At 37.0% G+C, this 25,445-nt stretch carries 25 protein-coding genes and 2 pseudogenes; 1 reads left to right on the forward strand and 26 read right to left on the reverse strand.

The window, feature by feature from the left end; translation table 11 throughout:
- Positions 1-96: 96 nt before the first annotated feature.
- The 21 genes and pseudogenes from ACMX9J_RS04305 to ACMX9J_RS04405 form a co-directional block, all read right to left on the reverse strand.
- A pseudogene (locus tag ACMX9J_RS04305) lies at positions 97-587 on the reverse strand (antitoxin YezG family protein).
- Between the two features lie 146 nt (positions 588-733).
- A complete protein-coding gene (locus ACMX9J_RS04310) occupies positions 734-1,258 on the reverse strand; it encodes a hypothetical protein (protein ID WP_255219804.1) in 525 nt (174 codons plus the stop codon).
- 455 nt (positions 1,259-1,713) lie between these two features.
- The gene (locus tag ACMX9J_RS04315) at positions 1,714-2,229 is read right to left on the reverse strand and encodes an Imm6 family immunity protein (protein ID WP_025751639.1); all 516 of its coding nucleotides are present in this window, start codon (positions 2,227-2,229) and stop codon (positions 1,714-1,716) included.
- A 29-nt stretch (positions 2,230-2,258) separates the two neighbouring features.
- Entirely contained in the window at positions 2,259-2,672 is a 414-nt protein-coding gene (locus ACMX9J_RS04320; RefSeq protein WP_098626658.1) for a hypothetical protein, read from the reverse strand.
- A gap of 272 nt (positions 2,673-2,944) precedes the next feature.
- Positions 2,945-3,454 (reverse strand): Imm6 family immunity protein, encoded by a 510-nt coding sequence (locus ACMX9J_RS04325; protein ID WP_176343942.1) that lies wholly within the window; start codon positions 3,452-3,454, stop codon positions 2,945-2,947.
- A 170-nt stretch (positions 3,455-3,624) separates the two neighbouring features.
- Positions 3,625-4,323: an SMI1/KNR4 family protein gene (locus ACMX9J_RS04330; protein WP_155010100.1), complete on the reverse strand. Its 699-nt coding sequence runs from the start codon at positions 4,321-4,323 to the stop codon at positions 3,625-3,627.
- A gap of 699 nt (positions 4,324-5,022) precedes the next feature.
- Positions 5,023-5,691 carry a pentapeptide repeat-containing protein gene (locus ACMX9J_RS04335; protein WP_099000628.1) on the reverse strand — a complete coding sequence of 223 codons (669 nt, stop codon included), beginning with the start codon at positions 5,689-5,691 and terminating at the stop codon, positions 5,023-5,025.
- A 19-nt stretch (positions 5,692-5,710) separates the two neighbouring features.
- On the reverse strand, positions 5,711-6,490 hold the full coding sequence (locus tag ACMX9J_RS04340) for a hypothetical protein (protein ID WP_416225449.1): 780 nt from the start codon (positions 6,488-6,490) through the stop codon (positions 5,711-5,713).
- Positions 6,491-6,859: 369 nt separating this feature from the next.
- The gene (locus ACMX9J_RS04345; RefSeq protein ID WP_098113076.1) at positions 6,860-7,414 is read right to left on the reverse strand and encodes a T6SS immunity protein Tdi1 domain-containing protein; all 555 of its coding nucleotides are present in this window, start codon (positions 7,412-7,414) and stop codon (positions 6,860-6,862) included.
- A gap of 641 nt (positions 7,415-8,055) precedes the next feature.
- Positions 8,056-8,496: an SMI1/KNR4 family protein gene (locus tag ACMX9J_RS04350; protein WP_098113077.1), complete on the reverse strand. Its 441-nt coding sequence runs from the start codon at positions 8,494-8,496 to the stop codon at positions 8,056-8,058.
- A pseudogene (locus tag ACMX9J_RS04355) lies at positions 8,496-8,942 on the reverse strand (hypothetical protein); the annotation flags it as partial. The gene ACMX9J_RS04350 and the pseudogene ACMX9J_RS04355, both read right to left, overlap by 1 nt.
- 1,416 nt (positions 8,943-10,358) lie before the next feature.
- Complete coding sequence (locus ACMX9J_RS04360) at positions 10,359-10,679, reverse strand: immunity protein Imm33 domain-containing protein (protein ID WP_249887060.1); 321 nt, start codon at positions 10,677-10,679, stop codon at positions 10,359-10,361.
- A complete protein-coding gene (locus tag ACMX9J_RS04365; RefSeq protein ID WP_154973011.1) occupies positions 10,676-11,206 on the reverse strand; it encodes an ankyrin repeat domain-containing protein in 531 nt (176 codons plus the stop codon). Before ACMX9J_RS04365 ends, ACMX9J_RS04360 begins: the two co-directional genes overlap by 4 nt.
- Before the next feature lie 17 nt (positions 11,207-11,223).
- Positions 11,224-13,224: a T7SS effector LXG polymorphic toxin gene (locus ACMX9J_RS04370; protein WP_349802979.1), complete on the reverse strand. Its 2,001-nt coding sequence runs from the start codon at positions 13,222-13,224 to the stop codon at positions 11,224-11,226.
- Between the two features lie 18 nt (positions 13,225-13,242).
- Complete coding sequence (locus ACMX9J_RS04375; RefSeq protein ID WP_013083474.1) at positions 13,243-13,500, reverse strand: YwqI/YxiC family protein; 258 nt, start codon at positions 13,498-13,500, stop codon at positions 13,243-13,245.
- Positions 13,497-13,928, reverse strand: coding sequence for a YwqH-like family protein (locus ACMX9J_RS04380; RefSeq protein WP_013057382.1), 432 nt, complete (start codon positions 13,926-13,928; stop codon positions 13,497-13,499). The genes ACMX9J_RS04375 and ACMX9J_RS04380 overlap by 4 nt, the downstream gene beginning before the upstream one ends.
- Before the next feature lie 336 nt (positions 13,929-14,264).
- Positions 14,265-15,659 carry an MATE family efflux transporter gene (locus tag ACMX9J_RS04385; RefSeq protein ID WP_034651412.1) on the reverse strand — a complete coding sequence of 465 codons (1,395 nt, stop codon included), beginning with the start codon at positions 15,657-15,659 and terminating at the stop codon, positions 14,265-14,267.
- 154 nt (positions 15,660-15,813) lie between these two features.
- A complete protein-coding gene (locus ACMX9J_RS04390; protein WP_025751627.1) occupies positions 15,814-16,446 on the reverse strand; it encodes an HlyD family secretion protein in 633 nt (210 codons plus the stop codon).
- 29 nt (positions 16,447-16,475) lie between these two features.
- Positions 16,476-18,131, reverse strand: a complete 1,656-nt coding sequence (locus ACMX9J_RS04395; RefSeq protein WP_028413057.1) for an MFS transporter — start codon at positions 18,129-18,131, stop codon at positions 16,476-16,478.
- Positions 18,132-18,324: 193 nt separating this feature from the next.
- Positions 18,325-18,762 (reverse strand): MarR family winged helix-turn-helix transcriptional regulator, encoded by a 438-nt coding sequence (locus tag ACMX9J_RS04400; protein ID WP_014459764.1) that lies wholly within the window; start codon positions 18,760-18,762, stop codon positions 18,325-18,327.
- 117 nt (positions 18,763-18,879) lie between these two features.
- Positions 18,880-19,641 (reverse strand): exodeoxyribonuclease III, encoded by a 762-nt coding sequence (locus ACMX9J_RS04405; RefSeq protein WP_028413056.1) that lies wholly within the window; start codon positions 19,639-19,641, stop codon positions 18,880-18,882.
- A 169-nt stretch (positions 19,642-19,810) separates the two neighbouring features.
- Between ACMX9J_RS04405 and ACMX9J_RS04410 the strand changes: the two genes are divergently transcribed.
- Positions 19,811-19,969 carry a hypothetical protein gene (locus ACMX9J_RS04410; protein ID WP_165635279.1) on the forward strand — a complete coding sequence of 53 codons (159 nt, stop codon included), beginning with the start codon at positions 19,811-19,813 and terminating at the stop codon, positions 19,967-19,969.
- A gap of 129 nt (positions 19,970-20,098) precedes the next feature.
- Here ACMX9J_RS04410 and ACMX9J_RS04415 read toward each other — a convergent pair whose 3' ends face one another.
- The 5 genes from ACMX9J_RS04415 to ACMX9J_RS04435 all read right to left on the reverse strand — a co-directional run bounded on the left by ACMX9J_RS04415 (position 20,099) and on the right by ACMX9J_RS04435 (position 25,393).
- Positions 20,099-20,572 (reverse strand): heme-degrading domain-containing protein, encoded by a 474-nt coding sequence (locus ACMX9J_RS04415; protein WP_154991224.1) that lies wholly within the window; start codon positions 20,570-20,572, stop codon positions 20,099-20,101.
- A gap of 13 nt (positions 20,573-20,585) precedes the next feature.
- Positions 20,586-21,620 carry an oxidoreductase gene (locus tag ACMX9J_RS04420; protein ID WP_154991223.1) on the reverse strand — a complete coding sequence of 345 codons (1,035 nt, stop codon included), beginning with the start codon at positions 21,618-21,620 and terminating at the stop codon, positions 20,586-20,588.
- Positions 21,617-22,387, reverse strand: coding sequence for a DeoR/GlpR family DNA-binding transcription regulator (locus ACMX9J_RS04425; protein ID WP_033579226.1), 771 nt, complete (start codon positions 22,385-22,387; stop codon positions 21,617-21,619). Before ACMX9J_RS04425 ends, ACMX9J_RS04420 begins: the two co-directional genes overlap by 4 nt.
- Before the next feature lie 279 nt (positions 22,388-22,666).
- A complete protein-coding gene (locus ACMX9J_RS04430; RefSeq protein WP_416225450.1) occupies positions 22,667-23,758 on the reverse strand; it encodes a toxic anion resistance protein in 1,092 nt (363 codons plus the stop codon).
- 18 nt (positions 23,759-23,776) lie between these two features.
- A complete protein-coding gene (locus ACMX9J_RS04435; protein ID WP_257042360.1) occupies positions 23,777-25,393 on the reverse strand; it encodes a YceG family protein in 1,617 nt (538 codons plus the stop codon).
- Between the last annotated feature and the right edge of the window lie 52 nt (positions 25,394-25,445).

A 25,445-nucleotide genomic window follows, 5' to 3' on the forward strand; every position in this document is an offset into this window, starting at 1 on the left:
ATCCGCTAATTCTCTACTTAAATATTTGTACTCGAAGATCCCGCATCTTCACTTTGTGCTTACTGCTTCCTTTATTTGTATAGCCTTAATAATTATTTAAATAGGATTATTTGGATATTCTTTTAAATACTGATCTATTAAACTTTTAGTTTTTTCATCCGCCGGTGCTTCATCTAAATATTTATACTTCCAAATCTTTTTCTGTGCTACAAATCCGTAATCTGTATTCAACCAATCTGTATAATCAAATGATACAGAGAACTTCCCTGTTTGCTCTAACATTAGCGTAAAAGAATACCATAGTTCCTGGTTATTTTCTTTAAAGATTTCCCTGAGCTGTTCACTAAGATCAAAAAGCTTATCTTCTTCATTATTAAATTCTAGTTCCGATATGTTAAATTGTTTTGGTATATCTAGACTATACGTGTAGCTATTATCTCTAATTGATTTATAAAAAAAGTAAACTCGCCCCCTGATTCATCAATCTGTGCATAAAAATAAAATTTCTCCCATTCTTCTGGAATCATATTATTAACCGTTTCTGCTATTTCTTGATACAATTCCTGTAACTGGCTTTCCATTTGCATAGAATTTATCTTCCTGACTGGTTTTCAACTGTTGCTATCCCTAGTTCTTCATCTTCAATTTGGTATGTTATTCTAACTGTTTATCTTTAACTTTTTTATGTTTCTTCAAATCCATGTCAAACAACTAAAAAAAGACACTATGATACTTATATATCGTAGCAACTATTAAGCTGACGCATCTTATGAACTCTAGCTTCACAAAAGAATTGGCGCTCTTCTTTGCACAAATATAAGTATTGGCCAAACTCAGGAAACACATCCCAGTTTTTTTTAAGGGTATTGTTTGTTTCGCGCTCCTCTACTGAACCATTCTTTAAATCTCGCTTTTCCATTGCTATGTAACCATCTTCTCGGAAATTCAAAATCAAACTACTCACTTCTGTATTAGTTTTATCATCATATTCCCAATACATGGCTGTTCTTAAAAAAAGCTTACCTTCACTCATAACTTCGAAATAATAATTTAAATATTTACGAATTAGTTCATCATAAAACCCTACCGAAACCCATTCATTTGTAATATTTATAATATACTTGTGCTTCTCATCTTCCCTTAGTACGACCGTATAGGGTTTATGTTTTTGGTGGTATGTGTATGCAGTATGCTCATCAAGAATGTTCCAAGGCTTCTTTTTGATATCTGACCATTCGTCACAATAATACATTTCCATAGTCACTTGTACACCTTCCCATAATATTTCTACTAACAGTGCTGTTTTTTTTCACAAATTCTTTATACGTTTCTGGTAAATTCATTCTCCATTTACCTTCCTTTTCAGAAAGCACAGTATCGTCCGGCAAGGGATAAATGATTGACCATCCTTACATTCCATTTGTATACCTCTTTAACATTGTGATGAAGTGTAATATTAAAAGGCGATATATCCATTTGGCTTCTGATCATCGTCCTTCTCATAAAATTCAAATATTAACTTGATATTCCTTGATGATGCTACCTTCATGAACTTTAATAAAGCATCATTCAAGTATACAAAATGTAAATATCTCAAAAAAACAACCAAAAGCAGCTGTCATCTAAAAGTCTCATCTGCTTATCTTTGAAGTTAAAATCTGCTTTTAAAAGTATAGCTAAATAATTACACATTTTTAGAAGTTTCTTAGTTATCTATTTCTCAATAGACTCATCAATAAAAGTCTTTATTGAAATTAAATCTACCCTTTTATCAGCATTCTTTGGATAGTTTTCTTCAAGAAAGTGTAATAGCTTATCTGAGATACTATTATTCTCATATACCTTTTCAAAATTTGTTATGAAGCTTTCAACAGTCTGATAATCAACACTTTCAATAGTCTGGGGAAGATACTTTTCTTTTTCATATTGATACGCCTCCCAGATTGTATATGCCAGAGCATTTCCAATACATATCCATACTTTTTCATTATCTTTATCATCGGCTAGTTGCATATAAGTCATGATATCTGTTTCATCTATGTTTTCTAAATATACATACAGGCTATCTGCGTCAAAATCCTTTAATTTTAGCCATTCCCAAGCTTTTTCTAATGACTCAACCGCTACTTCAAATCCTTTAGATTCAGAAATCTTGTTGATAATTAAATTAGATAGCGACAATAGATATACGACTTTAGCATCCTTGCTCAAATTATTAAATCGATTCATTTGATTTGGTGATCCTCCTTCATACATGGTTACCTTTTGAGTAATTTTATATATTTCGTGTCTTTCCCTTCAAATAACCTTCCTTCTGATTTTCGATTAGCTATATCAAAAAACTCTTTGGCAATTAAAAGGGATCCCACTTCATAATAAATAACGCCTGAAATAAACTCTTTTTCACCATCATCAAATCGTTTAAAGCCTGATGAGTATAGATGAGTTAGCCAATATTGGGCACTTTCATAGTCATTCATTATGATAAAGGTATCAATGATATCTTTTACCACCTCATAAGTATCACTATATAACCCTTTTGGAAGTGGAATCTCTTCCCACCCTTTGATTAATACATCAACAGATTGTTGATAATTTTTCTGTTCAAATAACTGATCACTTTTCACTCTATATTCTCCAACTCTTTGTTGGATATTTAATTCCATTTTCATTTACATTCTCCTTAATAAAATGGGATGACTTGTTAAGACTAAAGATACATTGTTATTTAATAGTTTTGCACTTATAAAATTTGACCAGATCTATTGATCCCTATCCTAAAACGTAAAAAACACCTTTTTCTTTCCTTTAACAATTACGTACTGTTAAAAATAATGCATTTAACTGCTTTTTGAGGTTTGCTGACTGTTAGTTCTCACTATTTGCTGTAGTGGTCTACACTTACTCATTCGTTCTCTTTATTTAATGGGTTCCATACACTGAGTTAAAATAATTTCATAAAATCTTCTCTTTTTATTGAGGTTTCATTGCTTTTACACTCATAATCATAAAAAACTAATTCCATTCTTTCAATTTCCTCTACTGTGATAAAACCGGTTTCAACTGCGCTATTCAAAAAGACAGTGATACTATCTGCACCGATACCTTCCAGTGCTTGCGGTACATATTTTACTTTTTCGTTTTTATAAGCTTCCCAAGATGTATAAGCGACGGCATCCACTAGTAGTGACCATAGCCTAGCCATATTCAAGTCTTCTTCTTCCTCAGCAAATTCTGAGATGCCTGTATAGTCTGCACTATCAATAAGCTCATAGAGTTCATCTCCAGTTACAGTATGAGATTCACCCCATAACCAACATTTGTCTAACGCTTCTCTACCTGCTGGATATCTTTCATCACCTTTACTTATTACAGAAAATACTCTTTCAGCAACAATTAAAACAACCCCAACTTTTCTTTCACTTTGTAAATTAAGAATGGATTTATTTTTCATAAAATCCTCCTTATGTTTATTTAATAATCTTTCCATTTTTTTAAACATACACGTAATTCATTTTTGAACTTTTTTATGATTGTCCATAAAAGAAAGCACCTGCTTCCTTTTATGGACAATCAAGTGCTATATGCTATATAAACTTACTTAGTCTATTTACACATTATTTTTTAATTATCTTGTAACCCTATTAAAATCCATTCATCTACAATATCCCAGAAATCAACACTATATTCAGGCTGGTCATTGGTGAACCACAGTGTTGCTCTATTATCCGTACAATTGTTCAAATCCACCGCAACGTATCCACCAATACCATTCTCAAAAAATCCATAAGTGGTATCAAGATTGATTTCTAATGGATGCTCTAAATCATCAAGAATCCCCCATTCATCTTCTTTAAAATAAGTTACTCTCTCTAACGGTACTAGACCCATTGCTCGACTTGGCATATAATAAAAGCCATTATGTAACTTTCCGTAAAATTTAACAATAGATTGCGGAACACTTGACCAGGCTTGTTGCATGTCTAAATCGTAAATTGATTTGTTTGGTATTCCCCCTTCATAATAAAGAATTTCGTCATTTTCACTCTTCACGCTATATAGAATGGCGTACTGTCCATTATCTATAATGAGTTCAACATCTACTAAATTCTCTTTTAAATATGAGATCGTATGACTTAATTCTTTTTCACATACCCGATTCCATAAAGCAATTATTTTATCTTTCCTCTCAATCTTGTCAGTTTCTATAAATACTTCCATCCATTCTTCCGGGATTTTCTCTTTCTCAATACTTAGTAAGTCTTCATTAGATACAAACTCAATACTTTTTCTGTATTGTTGTAGAAAAGATAACTTATTCACTTAGAATCACTCCTATTTATCCTCTTAAATTCATTTATTAAACTATATTTATTTTCTTCTGTTAGACTATTGTAGAAACCTAGGTGATTTTCAGTATTCATCATTTTTTGGGTCTATTTAAGCTAGTCAGTATATTTAAAATCATGAGTTTTCGGCTTTTCACCTGTCATATTAATTCAATACATTTTGTTTTCGTATCGACCAATGATCTTTAGTGATTTTTTGTGGAACTGGCTTCGTTTGAACAGGAACTTCCAAAATTAATTCTCCCTCTACTCGACCACCTTTTAAAGTGTTTAGGTTAAATTTACCAGAATAATATTTTTTAGTAAATTCACTTAAATAACTTAATGCGGTCTTTTCTTGTACTTCAGTCAGTTGAGTGAATTTCCTCGAGACAATTTCCCCACCTAGAATATAAGAATCAACAACATATTTCTTCCCATTGTTTTTTCACAAAATTGGGTATTGATTTCTTTTTAGATACTGCTTTACCGTTCTCTTTAGCATACTTATAAAATTATCATGTTCATTTCACCTTTCATACTGAAATACAAAAAGCACTCATCGTCTCTCTTAGACAATTAAGTGCTTTAAGTTTGCAAGTTTTATAGCGAGAGTGTGACACCCTTTACATGCTGTGACAAATCATACATTAAAACGTAGGTACCAATTTTACATACAATTTAAAATCAACTTCTATATCATTTTCAACACTTGTTCTTTCACATTTTCGTCAAACTTAGCTCCTTCTACATTTGCTCCTGTCCAAACTACATTGTCGAGTTTAGCACCGGTAAAATCCGCTTCTGTGAAATTAGCATTTCTAGCATCTACCGCTGATAAATTTACATTTTCCAAATGCGCTTTTTCAAATTTACTATTTGTCAGATTGGCACCGCTGAAATCCGTTCCCGTACAGTCGGCCTGTTCCGCATCAATTCCTGACAAATTTGCATGGCGAAATGTAGCATGATTTAAAATTGTTCCAACTAATTCTCCATGTGAAAAATCAGCCTCATCAAAACGAGTTTCAAAGCAACTACTTATATTTATCTTTGCATATTTCATATTTGCTTTAGAAAAATCCGCTTCGCCAAACCTACAATCTGCCATGTTAATTTCCTCTAAATTACAACTTCTGAAATCAGCTAACTCAAAATCGCAGTCATGAAACGCTGCTCTCATTAGTGAAGAGGCTCTCAACACAACACGTTTTGCCATAATACGCCTTGCCATTACTTCTGACAGGTCTGAAAAACTAAGGTCTAAATCACTCATATCTACCTGGTCTATAACCTCATCATTATATTGAGATCTATTTACTATTTCCATAACCCTTATTCGATCATTACTTTTCTCATCCATGATTACAAATTCCTTTCCTTTAATTTTCTAGATACTTCTTCCAAGCAACATTGGGCGAATACGTGACAACCATTCGACTTTCATGAAAACTTGGCACAGCTATTACTTGAGCTGGTTTTAAGTATTTCATTACATGTAACCAACGATCTAGCAATGTATCCCTATCAGCTTCTAATGGATTTTGTAAAAGATCCATACAAACTCCGCCCCATTCTAATTCCGATACGACAGCGGGAGTATTTAGTAAGAATTCTTTATCAAACATTTCCAAAACCTGACCACTAAAATATGTTCTAGCTCCTACCCCCAAAGGACCGTTAGGAAGAAATCTAACCGGTATAGGTAGAGATGAGATATTCATCCACTTTTGTAAACGTTCACGTTCAGTATTCCAAGGATTAGGTACTGGCCAACAAATTTGAGCTACTCCAAAACAAGGTTTTGCAACTTCTGCGATTTGATCAGATAGCACAAAAAAATCTGACCAAAATTTTTGAGGAATAGATTTTTGAAATTCAAATTTCAGAAATGAACCATAGTTCAAGTTAACTTCAAAGCGTCCTCTATAGTGCACAGATTTATCACGATACAGGTGAACTTCAGATACTTTACGTCCCGAAATTACTTCTTCTAGAATTTCCTCACGATTATATTCCACCCGTGCCGTTTCAGCGTTCCCCCAATGAGTAGGAGCAAATTTTTCATTTGACTCAAACACATCCAAAAGACGACCTAATAGCTCCTCTTCGTTAAAAGCTACTGTGGGGTACATTGAAATTGAAAAATAATTACCTTTCATTTATATCCTCCTTCCATACTAGATATCATATCAGTATGCAATTCACTGAATAAATCTTCAAATTCTTTCATACTACTTTTACTTCTTTAACACTAATAAAATGCTGTAAGGCCATGCTTACCATCAATAATGTTTTTAACTATAAATTTCTTTGTTTGCATATTACTCTCAGTATAAATGTTTTTAACGTCAACACTTGTTTTTTTGAAATATTTTTTTAAAAATTCAACCTCATTTCTCTTTAACTTTCTGATATTTTTCACATTCACATCGGATAATTTAAAAACAAAAAATTGCTCACAAAAAAACACTTGTTGCCTAAAAGGCAGTCAAGTGCTTATAGTTCATTTTGTAATATAGCTTTGAACATTACTGAACTGGTCCCATGAATTCAGTAATAATAAGAATATGTTCCTTCAATTTGACTTTTTTTAGATTCTCTACTTTTTCTGCTCCACCAAGCCCTAATAATGGAGTATAACCAAAACACTCATCATAAGCTGGCAACTCATAGTGGTCTACTGCTTCTGTATAAGGTGACCATTCTAATGATCTCCGTCTAAATGGTTCTTCCTCTAAAAATCTAATAAATAAAGAATATTTTGAAGCTAGCACTTTCGTTTTAGCCTTACGATAGTTAACCATCACTACATAGGACTCATTATTTTCATCCATCTCAAATAGTATAATATCACCCATGGATGTAGCAAAAATTGGAATGGCACCTTCATTTCTTAAATATGTGTCAGTTATCAACTCCCTAAAATCATCAGGGTTAATTACTTTTAAATAACCATTCAGAAGAGTTCCATATCCATATGTTTTCCACGCTTCAATCAATTCTTTTGGAAGATACTCTTTATATTTATTGATTGTTTCTTCTTCTACTGTTCCAATTTGCCGAAAATCATTGTATATATTCAATTCCTACTCCTCCCTAGTGTGTAAGCTTTACATTTTAATACGTGTTTTTTAGTTGTTCAGGCGTCATATCTTTAGCCATCTCTGCTATTCCTTCATCTCTAACAATATGTATCAAGTTCAAGCCTTTTTCCTTACAGTATACTTTGATTTCGTCTTTTTGATATTTCAACTTACCTGTCCTTGAGTTGAGAATTCTGTATACCCAACAACGCTTAATTTTTCAGCCTCCCGTTACGAAATTTAAATTTATATAACGCTTTTTTAACGAATAGCGAGTATTATACGACCGCCTCTTATAAAGATACAACCTAAAAATTAAAATCCAACGCAGAGTAAGAACACCTTTTTACGTTATCCATTGTTTATCGCCACGAGTTTTGTCAATCTCGTTAATTTTTTAACCACTCCATGTCATACTATCTCTAACATGTAAAATGTCACCTCGCCCATTTCTCGTTCTTGTTCGTTTCTCCAAGTGTTAATACGATACTCCATGATGGTACTACCATCATGAGCTCTCGATTCTCAAACAAGTCATTTTCTTATTATCTCATTTAAATATCAGCGAGTTTAATATTAATTAAAGTAAAAAACCTTGAAAGGCATTTAGCCAATCAAGGTGTGCGTTTTATTATGTTTTTTTAATCAACTAGTAACTCCAAGTAATATTTGTCATCTACTTCTATTTTTCTTAAAAATTCTTCAAGAGAAGTCGCAATTTGAATATCATAATAGTAAACCGGACTGCTATTCTTTTCATTTAATTCAATTGACATTAAAGCTGATTCACTACCTTCAAAAAATATTAGTTTGTTATTTTCAAATTCATCATAGATTTCTATGTCAGGATAAAACTCAAAATCATTATCTCTTAATCGAAAATCTCTTACGGAATAAGGATCCATAATACGATTTATATTATACTCTGAACCTTTAATAAACCCGTAGCCAACCTCTATATAAAAATTAACTAACTCCTTAGGAAATTTTAAATCGAGTTCCTTCTCAACCTCTTTTATTTCATTTTCAGTTACTGGATAAAAACTATTTTCTTGATTTGCCTTCATAGATTCGTATCCCATTATTTTCTACCTCCTTTAAATAGTGCATTTGCTGGTGAACCTGCTCCATGTATACCAGCTTGATGCTCATTTGGAAATTTTGCAGGATGCATATTCCACCATTCATGTTCTCCGCCAAAAGTATTTTCAATTATATGATGAGCATCATACTTATCTCCTTGTTTCCTAATTCTTTTACCTGTTTTTTCTGAAATAACATTTTCAGTATACACAGGCCACTTTTGCCCAGTATTTTCTTCCCACTCTTTAATTACTTTATTTTTTACTTTATCAAATTCTGCCCTGTGCTTAGCTGTTTCTATTGGTGACATTTTTTTATATTCTTTATTTCTTAAGGCTTCCTTCAACTTCTCTATTTGGTTTTTAGGTAACTCTCTGCCGGTTCGCCCTTCTATATCTCTAATATATTTTTTTATTGTATCAGAATCTATCTTATTACCCGTACCCTTAGTAACTTCTTGAACCTTCTCAACTTCTTTAACAACCGGTTTCTCCACTCTCTCCACATTCGGGTTAGCCACAAATCGTCCGGTTTCTGAATCTTGGTATCGCTTGGCAGTTGGGTTATAGAGAGCTTGCGCCATCTGCATCGTCTGCTGCTTCACATTCTGCAAGGTCTCTCTCACCGTCTGCTGGGCAAGTGATGGACCAGCCGGCACAAGTTCTGGCATGAGTCGTGGCATACTGCTGTCTAGGATGTTGTTATACGTTTTATGTAGCGACTGTGTCCAGGAGGCCGGTGCGTTTTTGACGCTTTGGTAGGCTTGCTTTGTGACGTTGGCAACGGCGCTTGTTCGAAGCGTGTTGCGCATGTTGTTGAGCTTTTCGGTTCCTTTGGTCGCAAGGCTTTGTCCCATTTTCCCCGCTACCTTCGTAGAAAGCGCTCCAGCTCCAGCAATTCCTAATGCTTGCAGAAGACTTGCTTTACGCTGCTCTTCACTGATTTTATTCCCGAACATGTCGCGTCCGGTCATGTATTCTCCTAGGCCGTTTGCAGCCACAAGACCGTAGAGGCCTTTTTCGGTTTGCTCTAGGACTTTGAAGGATTTGGCAGATTTGCAGCGTGATCGCTGCGCTTAGGCTATTCATTTGACTACAAATAAAAATGAAAACCCTTTGAAATTATATACCCTCACATAAAAGAAAGCACTTGCTGCCTGTTGTAGACAATTAGTGCTCTCTAACGAATTAAATAGGTCTGACGAATATATGAGTATTCACTCTAGTTTAGATACTATCAAACTACCTATTCTGCTAACATATTTAGAAATTTTTCAAAGCTGTTACTTACAATATATGTTACAGGATTTAAATTCAAGGATTCTTCATAATTTCAAACGTATACAATAGGCTCTTCAACATGGTAGCAATCATCTAAACAAAGTTCCCTGCAAATAAAACAGCTATGAGGGGTAATTCAACACCTACTAAATTTTCATCAAAAAGAATTCTTTCGTCTAATTGTGTTCTAGCTACTCCTATATCTTAATACTTATTATCTCTTTCTTACAATTAACTCAAAACTGTATTCAGCTTTAAGCCACTCTTCATATCATAAATTACCTTTATCTCCATTGGCATGGCTCTTTTACATTCTTTATAAAATTTTTATTTAAATGTAACTGCCTCCAATCTCCTATGTCTACCACCCAACATGAACTTCTTAATTCAAGAAAAGACATTTTTAACATAAAAAACATTTAAAAAAACCCTCAAAAGGCTATATCCAATCAAAGGTTTAATAATATTTTGCTGATTTTCATAGTATATATTATCTATTTTTTTAATCCTTAACCTTTATTTACACTAATGGAACTTCATACTAATAAATCCAAATCTGTATCAGTCACTAATATACAACCTTAAAAAACTACCTTTTCTCCTGAATCAGTATAAACAAAATACTTTTTATTATTTTCGCTTAGTAAAGTTATATCTGTACCAATAGGCATATCAAAAATATTTATTATAGCAGGTTCTATTTCAATAATCGTTCCCCAGTCGCAAACTGACATATTCGATGCATTTGCAAGAAATTCCTCTGTATCGATATCAGACAAAAATCTCCACCCATTATCAAGATCATTTACTGGTTCTTCTTTAATGCACCATTTTAAGTCCCCTATATTTTTTAGAATATTATTTGATACAACGCTACCGCCTAATCCACTACTTGTTCTCAACTAACCGCCTCCATGACTTTTTTCATATCCTCAGTTCCACGTTCTTCAATTATTCGCTTTAAAGAATAACCAAATTTATTGGAATCATTAAAATCGGGGTGTTTTTCCAAACAGTATAAAATTAATTCATTTCCATCCCTTGTGCGTTCTTTTAATACTTCTTGACACAGAGATAATATTGCAGAATTAGAAAATTTTTTATCTTTTAAATTTAAATCAACACCCATTTCAACTAACTTATATGCTAAGTCAACAGCGCCTACATAATTAATATTTGCTGCTAAATAGTGCAATTCATTACATCCTTCATTTGAAACAATATTAACTTTTGCATTGTTTTCTAGTAAAAACTTTGCTATATCGAACTTTCTACTAATCAGTGATTTTTCAAGTAAACTAATACCGTTTTTATCAACCGAGTTTATTACCTCTTCGATACATTTATTTTCAATCTTCAACTTTTTTAAAAATTCTTCGAGATTTCCAAACTTTATTATAGTCCAAAAATCAGCCTTGTTAATGTCCATTTACATCATTACCTCCCTTATTCATACTCATGACCTCGGTTAGTGCTTGGTAATTCTGGTCTATAGTTTGCAGGGTCCCTGTACCACTCTAAAAATTCTTTCTTTGTAATAGTACCATTCATATACAATTCGTGAATATCAGAATATTTTTCTCCTGGGATATGTCCCATATCCCACTGCCCATTTCTAGGTTTAGATTTATCCCAACCTATTTCGACACCTGATGGATCGTAGATTTTTCCATTAATAGGATCTTTAGCATTTTCCCATACCTGTTCAACTTGGCCCTTCCCATAACTTGGTCTACTGCTACTGTAAGGTTTCTTAGAAACATCACCATTTTCCACCACTTCATCCGTAACCTTTTGAATTTCAGGCTCTACTTTTACAGGTTCGTCAACTTTCCGAAGCGTTTCAACCTCAACCTCGTCACCCATCTTTGTAACATCGCTCTCTGACATAAACCTTCCGTCAGGTCCACGGTAGCTGTTGTGGTTCGGATCATATTTCACCTTCGTTACCATCTGCATCGTCTGCTGCTTCACATTCTGCAAGGTCTCTCTCACCGTCTGCTGGGCAAGTGCTGGACCTGCAGGTGCTAGCTCTGGCCCCAGTCTTGGCATACTACTGTCTAGGATGTTGTTATACGTTTTATGTAGCGACTGTGTCCAAGAGGCCGGTGCGTTTTTGACGCTTTGGTAGGCTTGCTTTGTGACGTTGGCAACGGCGCTTGTGCGAAGCGTGTTGCGCATGTTGTTGAGCTTTTCGGTTCCTTTGGTCGCAAGGCTTTGTCCCATTTTACCCGCTACCTTCGTAGAAAGCGCTCCAGCTCCAGCAATTCCTAATGCTTGCAGAAGACTTGCTTTACGCTGCTCTTCACTGATTTTATTCCCGAACATGTCGCGTCCGGTCATGTATTCTCCTAGTCCGTTTGCAGCCACAAGACCGTAGAGGCCTTTTTCGGTTTGCTCCAGGACTTTGAAGGATTTGGCGGATTTGTAGGCGTCTAGGGCGTGATCCGCTGCGCTTAGGCCTTTAGCCGTTTTGTAGATGGCTTTTCCACCTTTTGCGGCTCTTCCTACCCAGCCGACAACCGGAATGAAGCCGGCTGCTGCCATGGCTCCCGCTGCGACGCGCTGTGAGGTGGAAAGTTTTTCACCCGTAACAGGGTCCACGCCTTCTGCTGCTCGTTTATAATCATAATATCCGCTGACCTCTCCTGTAAAGGTAGAAACCGCGTCCCACGTTTTTTCATACCACGGCTTGTTTGCTTCTTCTTCTTGCTTTTTTTCCAGCTCGTATACTTCTTCTTGCTGCTTGTTGTAGTCAACATATGAAGTGGCATAGTCGTTTAGCTTTGTTTGAACTTTATACAGCTCGCTGTCGTGATAGGCTTTTTCGTCAAATGCAAGCTGATAGACACTTCCTCCTTGACTCGTAGCAAGCTCTAAGCCGCTTACTAGCGTATCCACTACCGCATAGAAGTCGTCCATTTCGCTGTATTCTTTTGACCATTCAGCGTCAAGCTGGTTCACTGCCTCAATTGTATCGGTGCGTTTTTTCTCTGCTTCTTCTATTTTATCGTTAAACTCACTCGTTGAAAACGCTGAAATAGAGACGATATCGTCAATACCGTTTAAAATACTCTGCAGATCGTCGTGCTGCTGCGCAACCATTTCTTTAGCATTGCTATTGGCGTTTTTTAGCTCTGTTTCTAAAAATGATTCAGTTACAATCGTGCTTCCTGATAGCTTTGCTTTTTCAGCTTTAACGTGAAGCGTTGAAAAATAGCTTTGCTGCATTTTAATTAAGTTTTCCCACTGTCCGGCCGTATCGGCGTGCTGCTTATAAAAAGATTTTATATTGTCAGCGCCTTTTCCTTCTAAGCTGCCATCTAAGTCCGCTACGCCCTGCAGCGCTTTTTTCAGTTCACCCAGCTGGCTTAGTAACTCATCGTAGGCTTTTTCCCTGTCTTTTGCTACATCAAACAGCGCTTTTGCATCGTATACCTTTCCCACAGTCATCCCCCTTTGCTGCTACGAATGGATAATAGATTCGTCTTGTTCTTTTAGTAAGTCTACATTAGATTTTGTATCTTTTACGTTTTTGTTTAGTGCTTTTATATAAGTAGAAATAAGCGTTTGAATTTCTTCTTCGCGCGCTTCCCATTTCTCTGTAGTATCAAGGCTGTTTTTTCCAAGGTCAGGCATTTTGCTAATGGATAAATTTCCAATCGCTGTGCTGACTGCTTCAAGCTTTTTGATAACGTCAGCGTGATCAAGCTTAATTGTCATGAAAACAGCCCCCTTCTAATTTCACTAATCTTGTTTTCTACTGCGTCATAGGCTTCTTCACCTTTAGCTAATAAAGAATCCGCTTCTCCAATAACGGCGTTCAAGCCACTCAAAGCTCCTTTTTCAGCTTCTAGCGCCCATATCTTTGTTTCAATTTCACGAATGTATCCATCGTAATCACCGTCTAAAATGCCTTTTATGTTGTCGTAGGCTGCCGTACGTTTTTCGTCAAAATCATCCGATAACGTACCCGTCCATTTGTCTCCCAGCTCAGGCTTTTTGATGTGTTCAATTTCTTTTAATGAAACAGCTTGTTCATGCTCAATTTTACTTTTAGCCGTTCTTAGCTTAGAAATTTTCCCTTCTACATCTGAGACTCTTCCAGATACTTCACCCAGCAGTCCGTCTAATACGCTTCCTAACCCCATATCGTTCCTCCTGTTCCGCACATTTCGAGTTTAATCCAATAATTATAAGTATAAAATTTGTCTCATTATAGCTAAATAGGAAAAAACTCTCTTTTTTATGCTTCTAGTTTCATGAATTGAGATAAAAATGGAAAATCAGAGAAAAAAGACTCATGTCTAAATACGTCATCCAACCATATACCGTTATCTAAAACAAAGAATAAGTAGAATAAAACCATTTCTTTGTACCCATACCCGTTTTTTCCCACAAATTAAAGCTTTGTGCGTAAAAAGACCAGCTTTACTTCGTTTTTTTACACAGCAAAAAACCTCTGCACATTCTGCAGAGGTTTTGTTTTACACTTGAACCGGCGTTGGTTCTTCAGCTGTTTGTTCGTGCTGTACAAGTCCGTAGTTTTCCCATGCTCGGCTTTTCCAGCGGAAAAACATAATAACTGCGCGCGTCCATTCATCGGCTGCGATGGCAAGCCAAATGCCAGCGAGCCCCATGTCTAAATGGAAAACGAAGAAATAACCGAGCGGCAAGCTCATCATGACCATCGACATCGCACCAATTAACACCGGATATTTGGCATCTCCCGCAGCCCGCAGCGAGTTAATCAGCACAATGTTCATCGTTCTTCCCGTTTCAAGCACAATGCTCAGAAGCAGCACCGTCGCCCCAAGCTCAATGATATGCGGATTGTCTGTAAACACGCTGATCAGCTGTGTTCTGAATGTCATCACCAGAACAACCATCATCATCGTTACGGCACTGGCCCATTTGACGCTTTTCCATACGCGATGGTACGCTTCATCTTTTTCGTTTCCGCCTACTAAACGGCCGACAATAATCGCTGTACCCATTCCAATTGCAATGGCAAATAAGTAAATGAACATTGAAATATTCATTGCGTACTGTCTCGCAGCAAGTGATTCTGCTCCTAGGTAGGTTGCATAGTATAAAAAGACAATTTGACAGCCTTGATACATCACTTGTTCAAAAGCCGAGGGAATACCGATTTTTAAAATTTTACCGATATATTCTTTTGAAAGCGTAATGTAGTATTGAAATTTCACTCTATATTCCATCACTTGATACAGCAGCCAAAAGAACACGATAAGGGCAACAAATCGGCTGAACGCAGATGAAATCGCTGCTCCTTGCACGCCCATTTCCGGAAAGCCGAACTTCCCGAAGATTAAAGCATAGTTTCCTGCAATATGAAAAATGTTCATTCCAAGTGAAACAAACATTGCCTGCTTCGTAAAGCCATGTACGCGAATAATCGCTGCAAGAGAGTTAATAATTGCTTGAAGAAAAATAGCTCCTCCGACGATGGATAAATAGCTTTGTGCATACATCAGCACGTCACCTTGTAAGTTCATCGCTTCCATCATATGTCTTGAAAACAAAAGAAAACCCGCGCTAATGACTAGCCCGACTCCTAAATTTAACGTAACGGCCAAAGCAGAAATCTTTGACGCTTCCATATACCGTTTTGATCCTAAATACTGAGAGACAACAATTGCCGCTCCGTTACCAATGACCTCTAACACCAAAATCGCAATGTGAAGGTATTGATTGGCTGCTCCGACTCCTGATACGGCATCATCCGACAGCGCGCTTAGCATAAAGGTATCAGCAATCCCCATTAACATAAAAAGAAACACTTCTAAAAAGATCGGCCACGTTAAGAAAAACAAATTCAGCTTTTCTTTTGGCCCTTTTTTTGTTTCGACCGCGGTCATCCCATCACCTTCTTTACCGATATCCAATTTCAAACAAGAAGTATCTTACCACACATTTCCTTTGTATACATCCCCTTTTTAGCACATTTTTTATTTTATTTGTTTAGGCATAAAAAAAGCCGCTTCCTTAGAGGAAGCAGCTTTTTTTCCGTTATTAAATTGAAATTTTCACTTCTGCGTTCATACCTGGAAGAACTTTATCTGATGCGTCATCAATTGAAATTTTCACCGGTACTTTTTGCGTTACTTTTGTGTAGTTTCCTGTATTTTGAGCAGGAAGCATAGAAGACACTGAGTTTGTTGCGCGACCGATTGCTTCAACATGGCCTTTAAAGACTTTACCTGAATCTCCGTCCACTGTAATGTCGACGCTGTCTCCTTCTTCTAAATCACCTAGGTCTGTTTCTTTAATGTTTGCATTGATATAGATTTTAGATAAATCAGCTGTTTGTGCTAACACATCGCCAGCTTTTACTAATTGATTTTGAGATGCGTTGTTTTTAATAATTGTTCCGTCAATCATAGACGTTACGTCTGTTGATTTTTCGCCTTCTTTTAAGCTTCCAACAGAATCACCTTGAGAAACGCTATCTCCTTCTTTTACATTCCATTCGCTTAACTGACCGTTAGCTGAAGCGATGACTTGTGAAAGCGGTGCTTCTACCTGCGCTTCATCTGTTTTAACGTAATTTGCTTTTTCGTAGAAATAATATCCACCAAAGCCTACTAGTAATAAAATCACAATGATTCCAACAATGTTAGTAACCAATAAACGACTTTTACTCATCGGAATTCCTTCTTTCTATAGTTAGTATATTATACAGAGGTTTCTTCTGTTTGAGGTGCCGGCAGCATTTTTCTTTCTTCTTGCGGCTCAGCTTCTTCTTGAACCTCTTCTTTTTGAACAAGAATTCTATTTTCACCGCTCCACGCTTTACTTAGTGAAGCAATGAGCATAATTACGCCTAAAATACCAAGCATGAAAAATAAGTTGTGATACGCATGTAAAATCGACGCTTTTTTAGCGCCTGCTACAACAGCCGTCACGGCCGATGTTTTTGCGTCTGCTTGACTCATTCCCATACCCATATAGCGTTTGATCATTTCAGATAGCTGCATCTTCACCTGAGGATCTACTGAGCTAATTTGACCTCGGAAATCTTCATAATAAATCGCGTTTTGTCGAACAACAAACCACCCAATCACAGGTGCTACAATCGCTCCTAATAAATTTCGAATGGAGTGCAGTGAAATGGAACGCATCGAAGCTTGATGTAAATCTCCGGCTAGTGCCGCTCCTAATGCACCGGATACCAGTGCCATACTAACACCCATACCAAAGAGCATAATGTGAACATATAAACTTACTAGTGATGTATCAGCTGATACATTCACCCAGCTAAATCCTACAATGACAATAAGAAGTGATCCAATTGCTCCAAGATAACCTGGACCAAATTTGTCATATAAGAATGTCGTTGCAAATGCTGAAATCAGTACCCCAACAAAAAAGTATAAATAAAAATAGGAAAGCGTGGTGTACGATGCATTTTGCACATTTTGCATGACGCCATTAATACCTGCAATTGCTAAGATGTATGCCATATGACCGCCAATGGCCATAATTGTACCCGCAACTGGTTTTACGGCTAGCAGCGATTTTAATGGTACTAACGGATTTTCAGCCGCTAAATCAACTAAGACAAAAATGACAACTAACCCTGCTGCAGCTAGTAAGAACGGCCACACTTGGATAGAAGCAAATCCTTCGTATCTTAGTTCATACAGTGGATAAACTAATAAAATCATAATAAGGCTAAGAATAAAGATACTTTTCTTATCCACTGGACGGTCTTCTTGCTGAGTTGGATCATGAGCAGGTAATACCTTATATCCGATAAACAGAGAGACAAGAGAAGCAAGTATTCCTAAAACAAACACCCAGCGCCAATTATCCATGCTAAGAGATACAGCACCTAAAAAGGCTCCAATCGCCGTTGAACCGAACAGTCCGCCGATCGCTAATACTAAAAAGAAGTTTCGGATTTTATTCGGAAACGAAATCAGCGCAGCTGGAATAATGGTTAAAAACAGCATTCCTGAGCTTAAGCCTTGAATCAGACGACCAAGGGATAAAAACGCCACATTTTCAGAAAAAACGTTGATAATCGAACCTGCTAAAAAGACTAAAACGAACGTTAAGTATGCTTTACGCACGCCATATTTTTTCGCAAGCATCGGACCAATTGGTACCCCAAGTCCAAATGCCAAGTTAGAAATAATAGATGGCAATAGTAAGCTTTGTGTACTCGCATCAAATCGATTTTGAATCAATACTTGATTGACCGTGTAAGATAAATTCAAAAAATACTGAGGGCCAATTGAAAATAGCGTTAAAATCGCCATAATTAAGTATTTAGGTACGCTTAAACCTTGTTTGTCGGAGGCTACTGCTGGATTATTCTGACTCATATTTATTCCTCCTTTTATTAAATTCTTTTCATATGACTAACAATTCCTTACATATTTTATTGTACAAGTTGTATCATGCAAGTTATAGCAGCACTACATATTATACATCTTTTAATGAAGAAATCAACTTCTTTGTTTCAACTTAAAAAGACTATTTTTCAATAGCCTTTTTGTTCATCTATATGTATTCGCTTTAACATCCATTACTGCGCCATCTTTTAAAATCAAGATTCAAGCGTGATAAACTTTTTTCCAGTGCCAAAACCTCTTCTTCCGACCAATTTTCTAACACTTCAGCATAGGCTTGTTTACGCTTGCTTTGTACATGCTGCAAAATATCTTTCCCTGCATCCGTCATTTCAATTAAACTAATCCGCCCATTTTCTGGACTCGGAAAGCGACGAACAAACTGTTTAGTCTCAAGCGCAGATACTTGCCGGCTAGCTGTAGATAAGCTCAGCTTTAAATTTTCAGCTAATGCATTAATCCCGAGCGGACTGCGCTGATCTAGCTCGCTTAACAGTAAATACTCAGAACGGTCCAAGCTTCCAAGCTTAGGACTGTGCGTCGTTGTTAGACGAACAAGCAGCGCAATTTCGTGTTCAATGGTTTGCAGCGAGTCTCGCTTCACCTCTGTCTCCCCCTTTATCTCATGAAACATTCTGTACTTTTTAATATGTTTACTATACCGCAACCGTTCGCGTGAACCAACCTTTTTTCCGTTTTTCTTCTATTATATAGAAAGATATCATAGATGAGGTACATTTAATTCCAACATCACAGGACAGTGGTCGCTTCCCATTACATGCGGATGAATAGTAGCTTCTTGAATAACATCTTTGATTCTCTCCGAGACGATAAAATAATCAATGCGCCATCCGATATTTCGTTCTCTCACTTTGTTCATATACGACCACCACGTGTATGCTCCTTCTTGATTCGGATACAAATAGCGAAATGTATCAAGAAATCCGCTAGCAAGAAGCGTCGTCATTTTTCCTCGCTCTTCTATTGTAAAACCAGAATTCCCTCGGTTTGGCTTCGGATTACGCAAGTCAATTTCTGCGTGTGCTACGTTTAAGTCTCCGCACAAAATCACCGCTTTACGGCTATTCAATTTGTTTAAGTACACGAGCAAATCGTCTTCCCATTGAAGCCTTTCTTCAAGCCTTGCTAAATCTCTTTTAGAATTTGGCGTATACACATTTACTACATAGCATTGTTCAAATTCAAGCGTAATGATACGTCCTTCGTCTTCCGATTCTTTATCCACACCGTATGAAACCGATAAAGGCTTCTGCTTTGTAAAAACAGCCGTTCCAGAATAGCCTTTTTTCACGGCGTAATTCCAATACTGATAATACCCTTCTAGCTGCAAATCAATTTGGCCTTCCTGCAGCTTCGTCTCTTGAATACAAAATACATCTGCATCCACTTCTTGAAAATAATCTAAAAAACCTTTTCGCACACACGCGCGAATGCCATTTACGTTCCAGGAAATCAACTTCATAAACTGTCCACGTTCTCCTCACTTGATTTATGTATCAGTGTTTAGTGTAGACAATTTTTTGCACGAGTTCAAATAATTTAAAGAGTACCCTTCTCTTTAAGGTATTCCTGATATTTCTTCTTATTTTATTTTCTGTACCTCAAACACTAGATACAAGAGGTGAAACATAATGTCAACAAACTACACGTATGAAAATAACGAACAAGTTTCTACTGTTTCTAAAAAAGAAGAGCATCCTACTAAAGAATGCGAAACACAGAATCAAACGGCGCTTACCAAAGAAGATTTTTCTTTAAATGATTCTGCCATTAAGCACTTCAGCAGATAATGGCTCCGCAAAAATAGAGGTTGAGACATAGTTAAGTAGGCGAAACCTTCGTTTACCAAACCAATAAAAAGATCCGAACGATTTATCGTTCGGATCTTCCTTAAACTATTCCTACCCTAAGTTCTTTCTTTACGAAATAAAGCTGCGAATCGTATCTGCCACAAGTTCATGATCTTCTTCTTGCGACATACCTGATACGGTAATGGTTCCAATTACGCCGACGTTTTTAACCGAAATTGGAAATGACCCTCCTACTGCTTCGAATTCCTGAGGATTCGCTGCGTAAAACTGCGCGTAAGAACGATCTTTTAACTCGCAGTACAGCTTCATATAATACGAGCTGTGATGGTGACGAAGAACGGTGTTTGATTTTCGTTTTATCCATTCTTCATGATCGGGAATAGCCCCTTCCATCGCATGTTGAAAGAGAGTTTGACCATTTCGTTTAATACTTACGGTTACTGCCTTACCTTTGCTTTTCGCTTCATTAATAATGGCCGTGCCGATCTGTAACGCCTGGTCATTTGTAAATTGATGAAAGATTAGTTCTTTTTCCTGTTGAACTACTTTTTCAAGCAGCGTCTCTGTCGAATGATTACTCACTGTTTCTCGCTCCTTAGTTAAAATAAACCGCTCGTTTTTCTTTGCTGCTTTCAAATGCCGCTTCGATAACTTTAACCACGTCACGAGCTTCTTCTGCTGAAACCGGAAGCTCTTCTCCTCGAAGCAGGCTGTCGGCGATTTTTTGATAATACATTACGTAAGAACCGTGCAGCGTTTCAATTTCTGTTGTTTCTCCTTCCCCTGTTGTCAGCTTACCGTAGTGTTCAGGACGATCCGCTCCCCACGTATCATCCACAGGCTTCTTGCCAGCTCTTAGCATATCTTCTTGGCCGTCAATTCCGTATTTGATATAGCTTGCTTTTGTTCCGTGAACTTGAAAGCGAGGCCCGTTGCTTGGCACAATGGCGCTTGAATGTAAAATAACACGAAGAGAACCGTATCCAAGCACTAAGTGGAAGTAATCATCCGTGCGTGCATGATCTCGCTGCCCAAACACATCAGCTTGAACAAAGTCAGGCATTCCAAAAAGATGTAAAGCTTGGTCAATTAAATGAGATCCTAAATCGTAAAGCGCTCCTGACCCAGGTCCTTCATTTTCTCTCCAGCGGTCTCGAACAGCTGGACGATAGCGATCAAAATGAGCTTCATACATTTTTACGTCGCCTAATTTCCCTTCTTCAATCAGCTGTTTCACTGTCAAATAATCATTGTCCCATCTACGGTTATGATAGACGCTTAGTTGAACACCTTGTTCTTTTGCTAATTGAATTAATTCATTTGCTTCTTTTTCGGATACCACCATCGGCTTTTCAACAATTACGTGCTTACCTGCGCGTAGTGCGTCTTTCACCATTTCATAGTGCATGCCGCTAGGCGTTGTAATAATAACTAAATCAATGCTGTCATCTTCTAGAAGTTCAGACAGAGTGCTCACTACTTCAACATCTTCTAAGTCGCTCTTTACTTTTTCAGGATTTGAACTCATTACCTTTGAAATATGAAATTCGTCTAACACGCTTAAAAGCGGCGTGTGAAAGACCGTTGCTGAAAATCCGTATCCTACTAATCCTACTTTTATTTTTTTCATCGTTTTTCCTCTCCTTTATCAAAATCTGTGACGATAAGCCGCACTTGATTTTGTTCTATTTTTTCTTTTACATCCGCTTCTGGGTCTTTATTTGTAATTAAGATATCAATGTCGCTCATATCACATACTCGATGTAAAAATTCACGTTCAAACTTCGTATGATCCGCAAGCATAATCACTTGTCTTGCACATTGAATCATCTGTCTTTTTAAAAACGCTTCTTCTTCACTTGGAGACGTAATAGCATCTGCACCAACGCCGCACGTACCTAAAAACAGCTGATCTACTTTGTATTCCTGCAACGTAGAAATCGTTCTTGGCCCGGTGACGTTACGGTTTTTCCCGTTAAACTTGCCCGGCAGCAAAAACGTATCACACGGGGTATATTGATCGAGCAAATCCACATTATCAATGGAATTTGTAATAACGTTTACATGCTTTACATCCATATACTTTGCCATCAGTGCGATGGTAGAAGACGTATCTAAAAGCACGTCATACCCCTCCGACATTAACGCAGCTGCTTCTTTAGCAATTTGTTCTTTCGCTTTGGTAGGCGTTCGCTCACTGTAATCGATGATATGACTTGACGATAGCGTCGCTCCGCCTTTGACTCTCATAACCTCACCGTGTTCTTCAAGCTTGACTAAATCGCGTCTCGCCGTATCTTTTGAAACGGTGAACATATCGCAAATTTCGTCTAATGTAATCGTGCGGTGTGTGTGAAGGTATTCAATAATCGCACTCATGCGCTGCTCTTGATACACCCGAATACCCTCCTTTTTTACTTTGATATGAGCTAATTGTAGCGCAAAGAAAAGTTAAAAACCAGAAAAAAACTTAAAAAAATTAAGTATTTTGCTTTTTTAACTTAAATTATAAAAGTACACAAACGTCTTCTGGAAATAACTATCTTATTTTGGATAATACTTCTTTTATATCTGATACCCTTTCACGCTTTTGACTAATCGCTTATGATTTAGACTTCTAGCAAACAAACGTATGTGCAAAAAAAAGCGGGAATCTTTACGATTCCCGCTTTTTCGTTACATCTTATGTTCAAGCGCCTTGAAGTTTTTTTGAAATTGCTCCAAGCGAACAAGTCCTTCTTCACGAAGGCGTTTATTTTCTTCTTCAATTGCTTTTGTTTCCTGCATTCCTTTCATAATAATATTCCACGTTTGTTCCATCGTTTCTACTTTTACGCTAGGGGCACCGGACATTTTGGCGGTTTTAACACTTTGCTGTGAAATATTTTCTGCATTTCGAATGAGCAGTTCATTTGTGCGTTTGTCTAATTCGTTCATAGACTCCGCTACTAAATTTTGACGCTTTGCTGCGATTGCGTTAATGAGTCCATTTTTAAAAATAGGAATCGTTGTAATAAACGCCGAATTGATTTTGCCGATCAGCTTTGTATTTCCTCGCTGCAGCATACGGATTTGAGGAGCAGATTGATAAGATACTTGTTTTGCCATTTCTAAGTCATATAATCGCTGCTCCATTAGCTCAACTGCGTTTTTTAAAGTTTGAAGCTCCATTGCCGCCAGCTGATTTCCACTCGACGCTCTTTCTTCAAGCACCTTTAGCTCTTGTTTCAACTCTTCTACTTTCACTTCGCCCGCTACAATGTATTTTTCAAGCTCCATATAATACTGATAGTTTTGCTCGTAAAGCTGTTCAAGCGTTGTGGTCGAATGCTTCATTTCCGTTTCATATTTTGTAATCTCTACATATACTTTATCAATTTCAGAGCCCATTGTTTCATATTTTTGAAACAGCTTATCCACTATTTTTTGACCGCGTTTAAAAAGCTTAGAGAAAAACCCTTTATCTTCAACAAAATCCTTTGCATCAAATTTATCCATAATTTTTCCAAGCTGCTTTAATAATTGACTGGACTCTTCCATGCTAGACGATTTAATTGTACTAAGCACTTTTCCGGAAAACGAGGAAATTTCATTAGCTGTTTCTTTCCCGTATTCAAGCAGAGCCAGCTGATTTTTATAATCAATTTGTTCTGCCAAGCGACGTACTTCCGGCTCTTCTCGCAGTTTTGCTTTTACTTCGGTAGGCTTTGTTTCTAAAACTTCTTCGGCTTCGTTTACATCTAAAGGCTGTAATTCATTTGTTGCCATTTAAAAACCCTTCTTTCTTTAAAAGATTCGTTTTAACCATTTTTGAATGAGCGACGGTTCTTTGAATTCTTCATTAAAGCTAATATCTTCTAGCCAGTGCATATCGAAATACTTTTCTTCGACGAACGCTTCTATATCCAGTTGACCGGTTGGATTAAAGAGAACAATATCAACGCCGAATTCATTTAATAGAAGCAGTAAAGCTGCATCTTCACGCGTAAACGCTTCTCGTTCATTTCCATGATAAATAATGAGACGGGGTACATGCTGCGTATAATCAAACTTTTGAAGCATGCGAAGCACGTTGTTTGGAAGCTTCAAAGACTGATTAAACAAATACATTTGATGCTGATACGCATCTTCATGATCCAAGCGAAGGAGCTTTGAATGTGCACAATACCTAGAAATAGCTGCAGCGAGCCCTTTCTGAAGTCCGATAGGCAGCTCTTTATAGCGCCACCAGTTGCTTTCAATCATTCTATCAGGACTGAGCGTGCCATCACTTCCGAGAGCTCCTTGATAGTGAAAGTGATTATTTCCTTCTATTTTTTTAGCAAAAGGAACAGAATCAATCGTCAGAGCTAACTCATCTTCCGTTTGCATGAGCTCATGCACTTTACTCCAGTACTCTTTTCGGTTTTTAGAGATACCAAGTACTTTTGAAAACAAGACCGGCACGTGTACATATGGCTTGGACACTTGAAAATTAGGACGAATAAACGCCCGTTCTCTCATTAATAAAAAGATTTCATCATACGTCGTTTTAAGAGTAACTGAAGTTGGAAAATACGAACGAAATTGCCAAGGTTTATACAGCATGGACTCCTCTGAATGAAGCACTTGCTCAATTTCTTGAGAAGCTCGAAATGCTACCGTACCTTTTCGAACCGGTTTATCCGTTGGAAAAGGTACAAGAGAGCTAGTAGAAGGAAACGTATAAACCGTTGTTAAGTGCTGATTCTTATCTACTTCTTTTAAATGATCCTTTCCTTCTGGATGAAAGGTAAGGACGTCAAAACCTAGTAAAATTAAATAATGGAGAAAATACTGCTCGCTTTTATTTGCATCCCCATACCACATGATGCGAGGCGCGTGCTCAGGAAATGCTTTATCGACCATCCAAGGTTTTACATGATTCCACTGCCACTTTATTAAATCGATTAATACGCGTTGAAAATGCCCGTCCATAAAGCCCTCTGCGTGCTGTTCTTTAAAACACGTTAACGTTTCAATAAATTTTTCACGTACTCTTCTATGTATAGCGGGATTTTCTGACTTCACGATCAGCTTTTTCCCTTCTAAAAAAGCAAATAGCCGATTGACAGAAAGGCCGCGTTCTTCTTGATTAATTTTAAGGATCGTTTGTACTTCTTTTAATCTATCATTAGAAATGGACTTATCAAGCTTATCGTGCAGGACAAGGATCGATGGTGATGAATGCGCAAGTTCATAAAGAAAATCTGCGTACTCGTCCGCATCAAGATGAGTGCCTACATATCTGCCTGCCACTTGTTTATAGGTAGTTTGCTGCTCATTTTGTATAAAGTCACCTCGCAGAGAAACACCTTTAGAAAAAAGAGAAGTTCCATCCTCCTCGTTAAGATTAATCATATGAGGATCAATTAATTTACTCACACCTTACAGCTCCTTTCTTTTCAGACATATACATGCTAAAAAGAAAGGGTAC

Source organism: Priestia sp. RMT2NF4, assembly GCF_047872835.1.
Classification (GTDB): domain Bacteria; phylum Bacillota; class Bacilli; order Bacillales; family Bacillaceae_H; genus Priestia; species Priestia zanthoxyli.

Coding starts and splice junctions, on each gene's coding strand:
- ACMX9J_RS04310 (WP_255219804.1), bottom strand. CDS start 1,258: ATGGAAATGTATTATTGTGACGAATGGTCAGATATCAAAAAGAAGCCT.
- ACMX9J_RS04315 (WP_025751639.1), bottom strand. CDS start 2,229: ATGAATCGATTTAATAATTTGAGCAAGGATGCTAAAGTCGTATATCTA.
- ACMX9J_RS04320 (WP_098626658.1), bottom strand. CDS start 2,672: ATGAAAATGGAATTAAATATCCAACAAAGAGTTGGAGAATATAGAGTG.
- ACMX9J_RS04325 (WP_176343942.1), bottom strand. CDS start 3,454: ATGAAAAATAAATCCATTCTTAATTTACAAAGTGAAAGAAAAGTTGGG.
- ACMX9J_RS04335 (WP_099000628.1), bottom strand. CDS start 5,691: ATGGATGAGAAAAGTAATGATCGAATAAGGGTTATGGAAATAGTAAAT.
- ACMX9J_RS04340 (WP_416225449.1), bottom strand. CDS start 6,490: ATGAAAGGTAATTATTTTTCAATTTCAATGTACCCCACAGTAGCTTTT.
- ACMX9J_RS04350 (WP_098113077.1), bottom strand. CDS start 8,496: ATGGGATACGAATCTATGAAGGCAAATCAAGAAAATAGTTTTTATCCA.
- ACMX9J_RS04365 (WP_154973011.1), bottom strand. CDS start 11,206: ATGGACATTAACAAGGCTGATTTTTGGACTATAATAAAGTTTGGAAAT.
- ACMX9J_RS04375 (WP_013083474.1), bottom strand. CDS start 13,500: ATGACAATTAAGCTTGATCACGCTGACGTTATCAAAAAGCTTGAAGCA.
- ACMX9J_RS04380 (WP_013057382.1), bottom strand. CDS start 13,928: ATGGGGTTAGGAAGCGTATTAGACGGACTGCTGGGTGAAGTATCTGGA.
- ACMX9J_RS04385 (WP_034651412.1), bottom strand. CDS start 15,659: ATGACCGCGGTCGAAACAAAAAAAGGGCCAAAAGAAAAGCTGAATTTG.
- ACMX9J_RS04390 (WP_025751627.1), bottom strand. CDS start 16,446: ATGAGTAAAAGTCGTTTATTGGTTACTAACATTGTTGGAATCATTGTG.
- ACMX9J_RS04395 (WP_028413057.1), bottom strand. CDS start 18,131: ATGAGTCAGAATAATCCAGCAGTAGCCTCCGACAAACAAGGTTTAAGC.
- ACMX9J_RS04405 (WP_028413056.1), bottom strand. CDS start 19,641: ATGAAGTTGATTTCCTGGAACGTAAATGGCATTCGCGCGTGTGTGCGA.
- ACMX9J_RS04410 (WP_165635279.1), top strand. CDS start 19,811: ATGTCAACAAACTACACGTATGAAAATAACGAACAAGTTTCTACTGTT.
- ACMX9J_RS04420 (WP_154991223.1), bottom strand. CDS start 21,620: ATGAAAAAAATAAAAGTAGGATTAGTAGGATACGGATTTTCAGCAACG.
- ACMX9J_RS04430 (WP_416225450.1), bottom strand. CDS start 23,758: ATGGCAACAAATGAATTACAGCCTTTAGATGTAAACGAAGCCGAAGAA.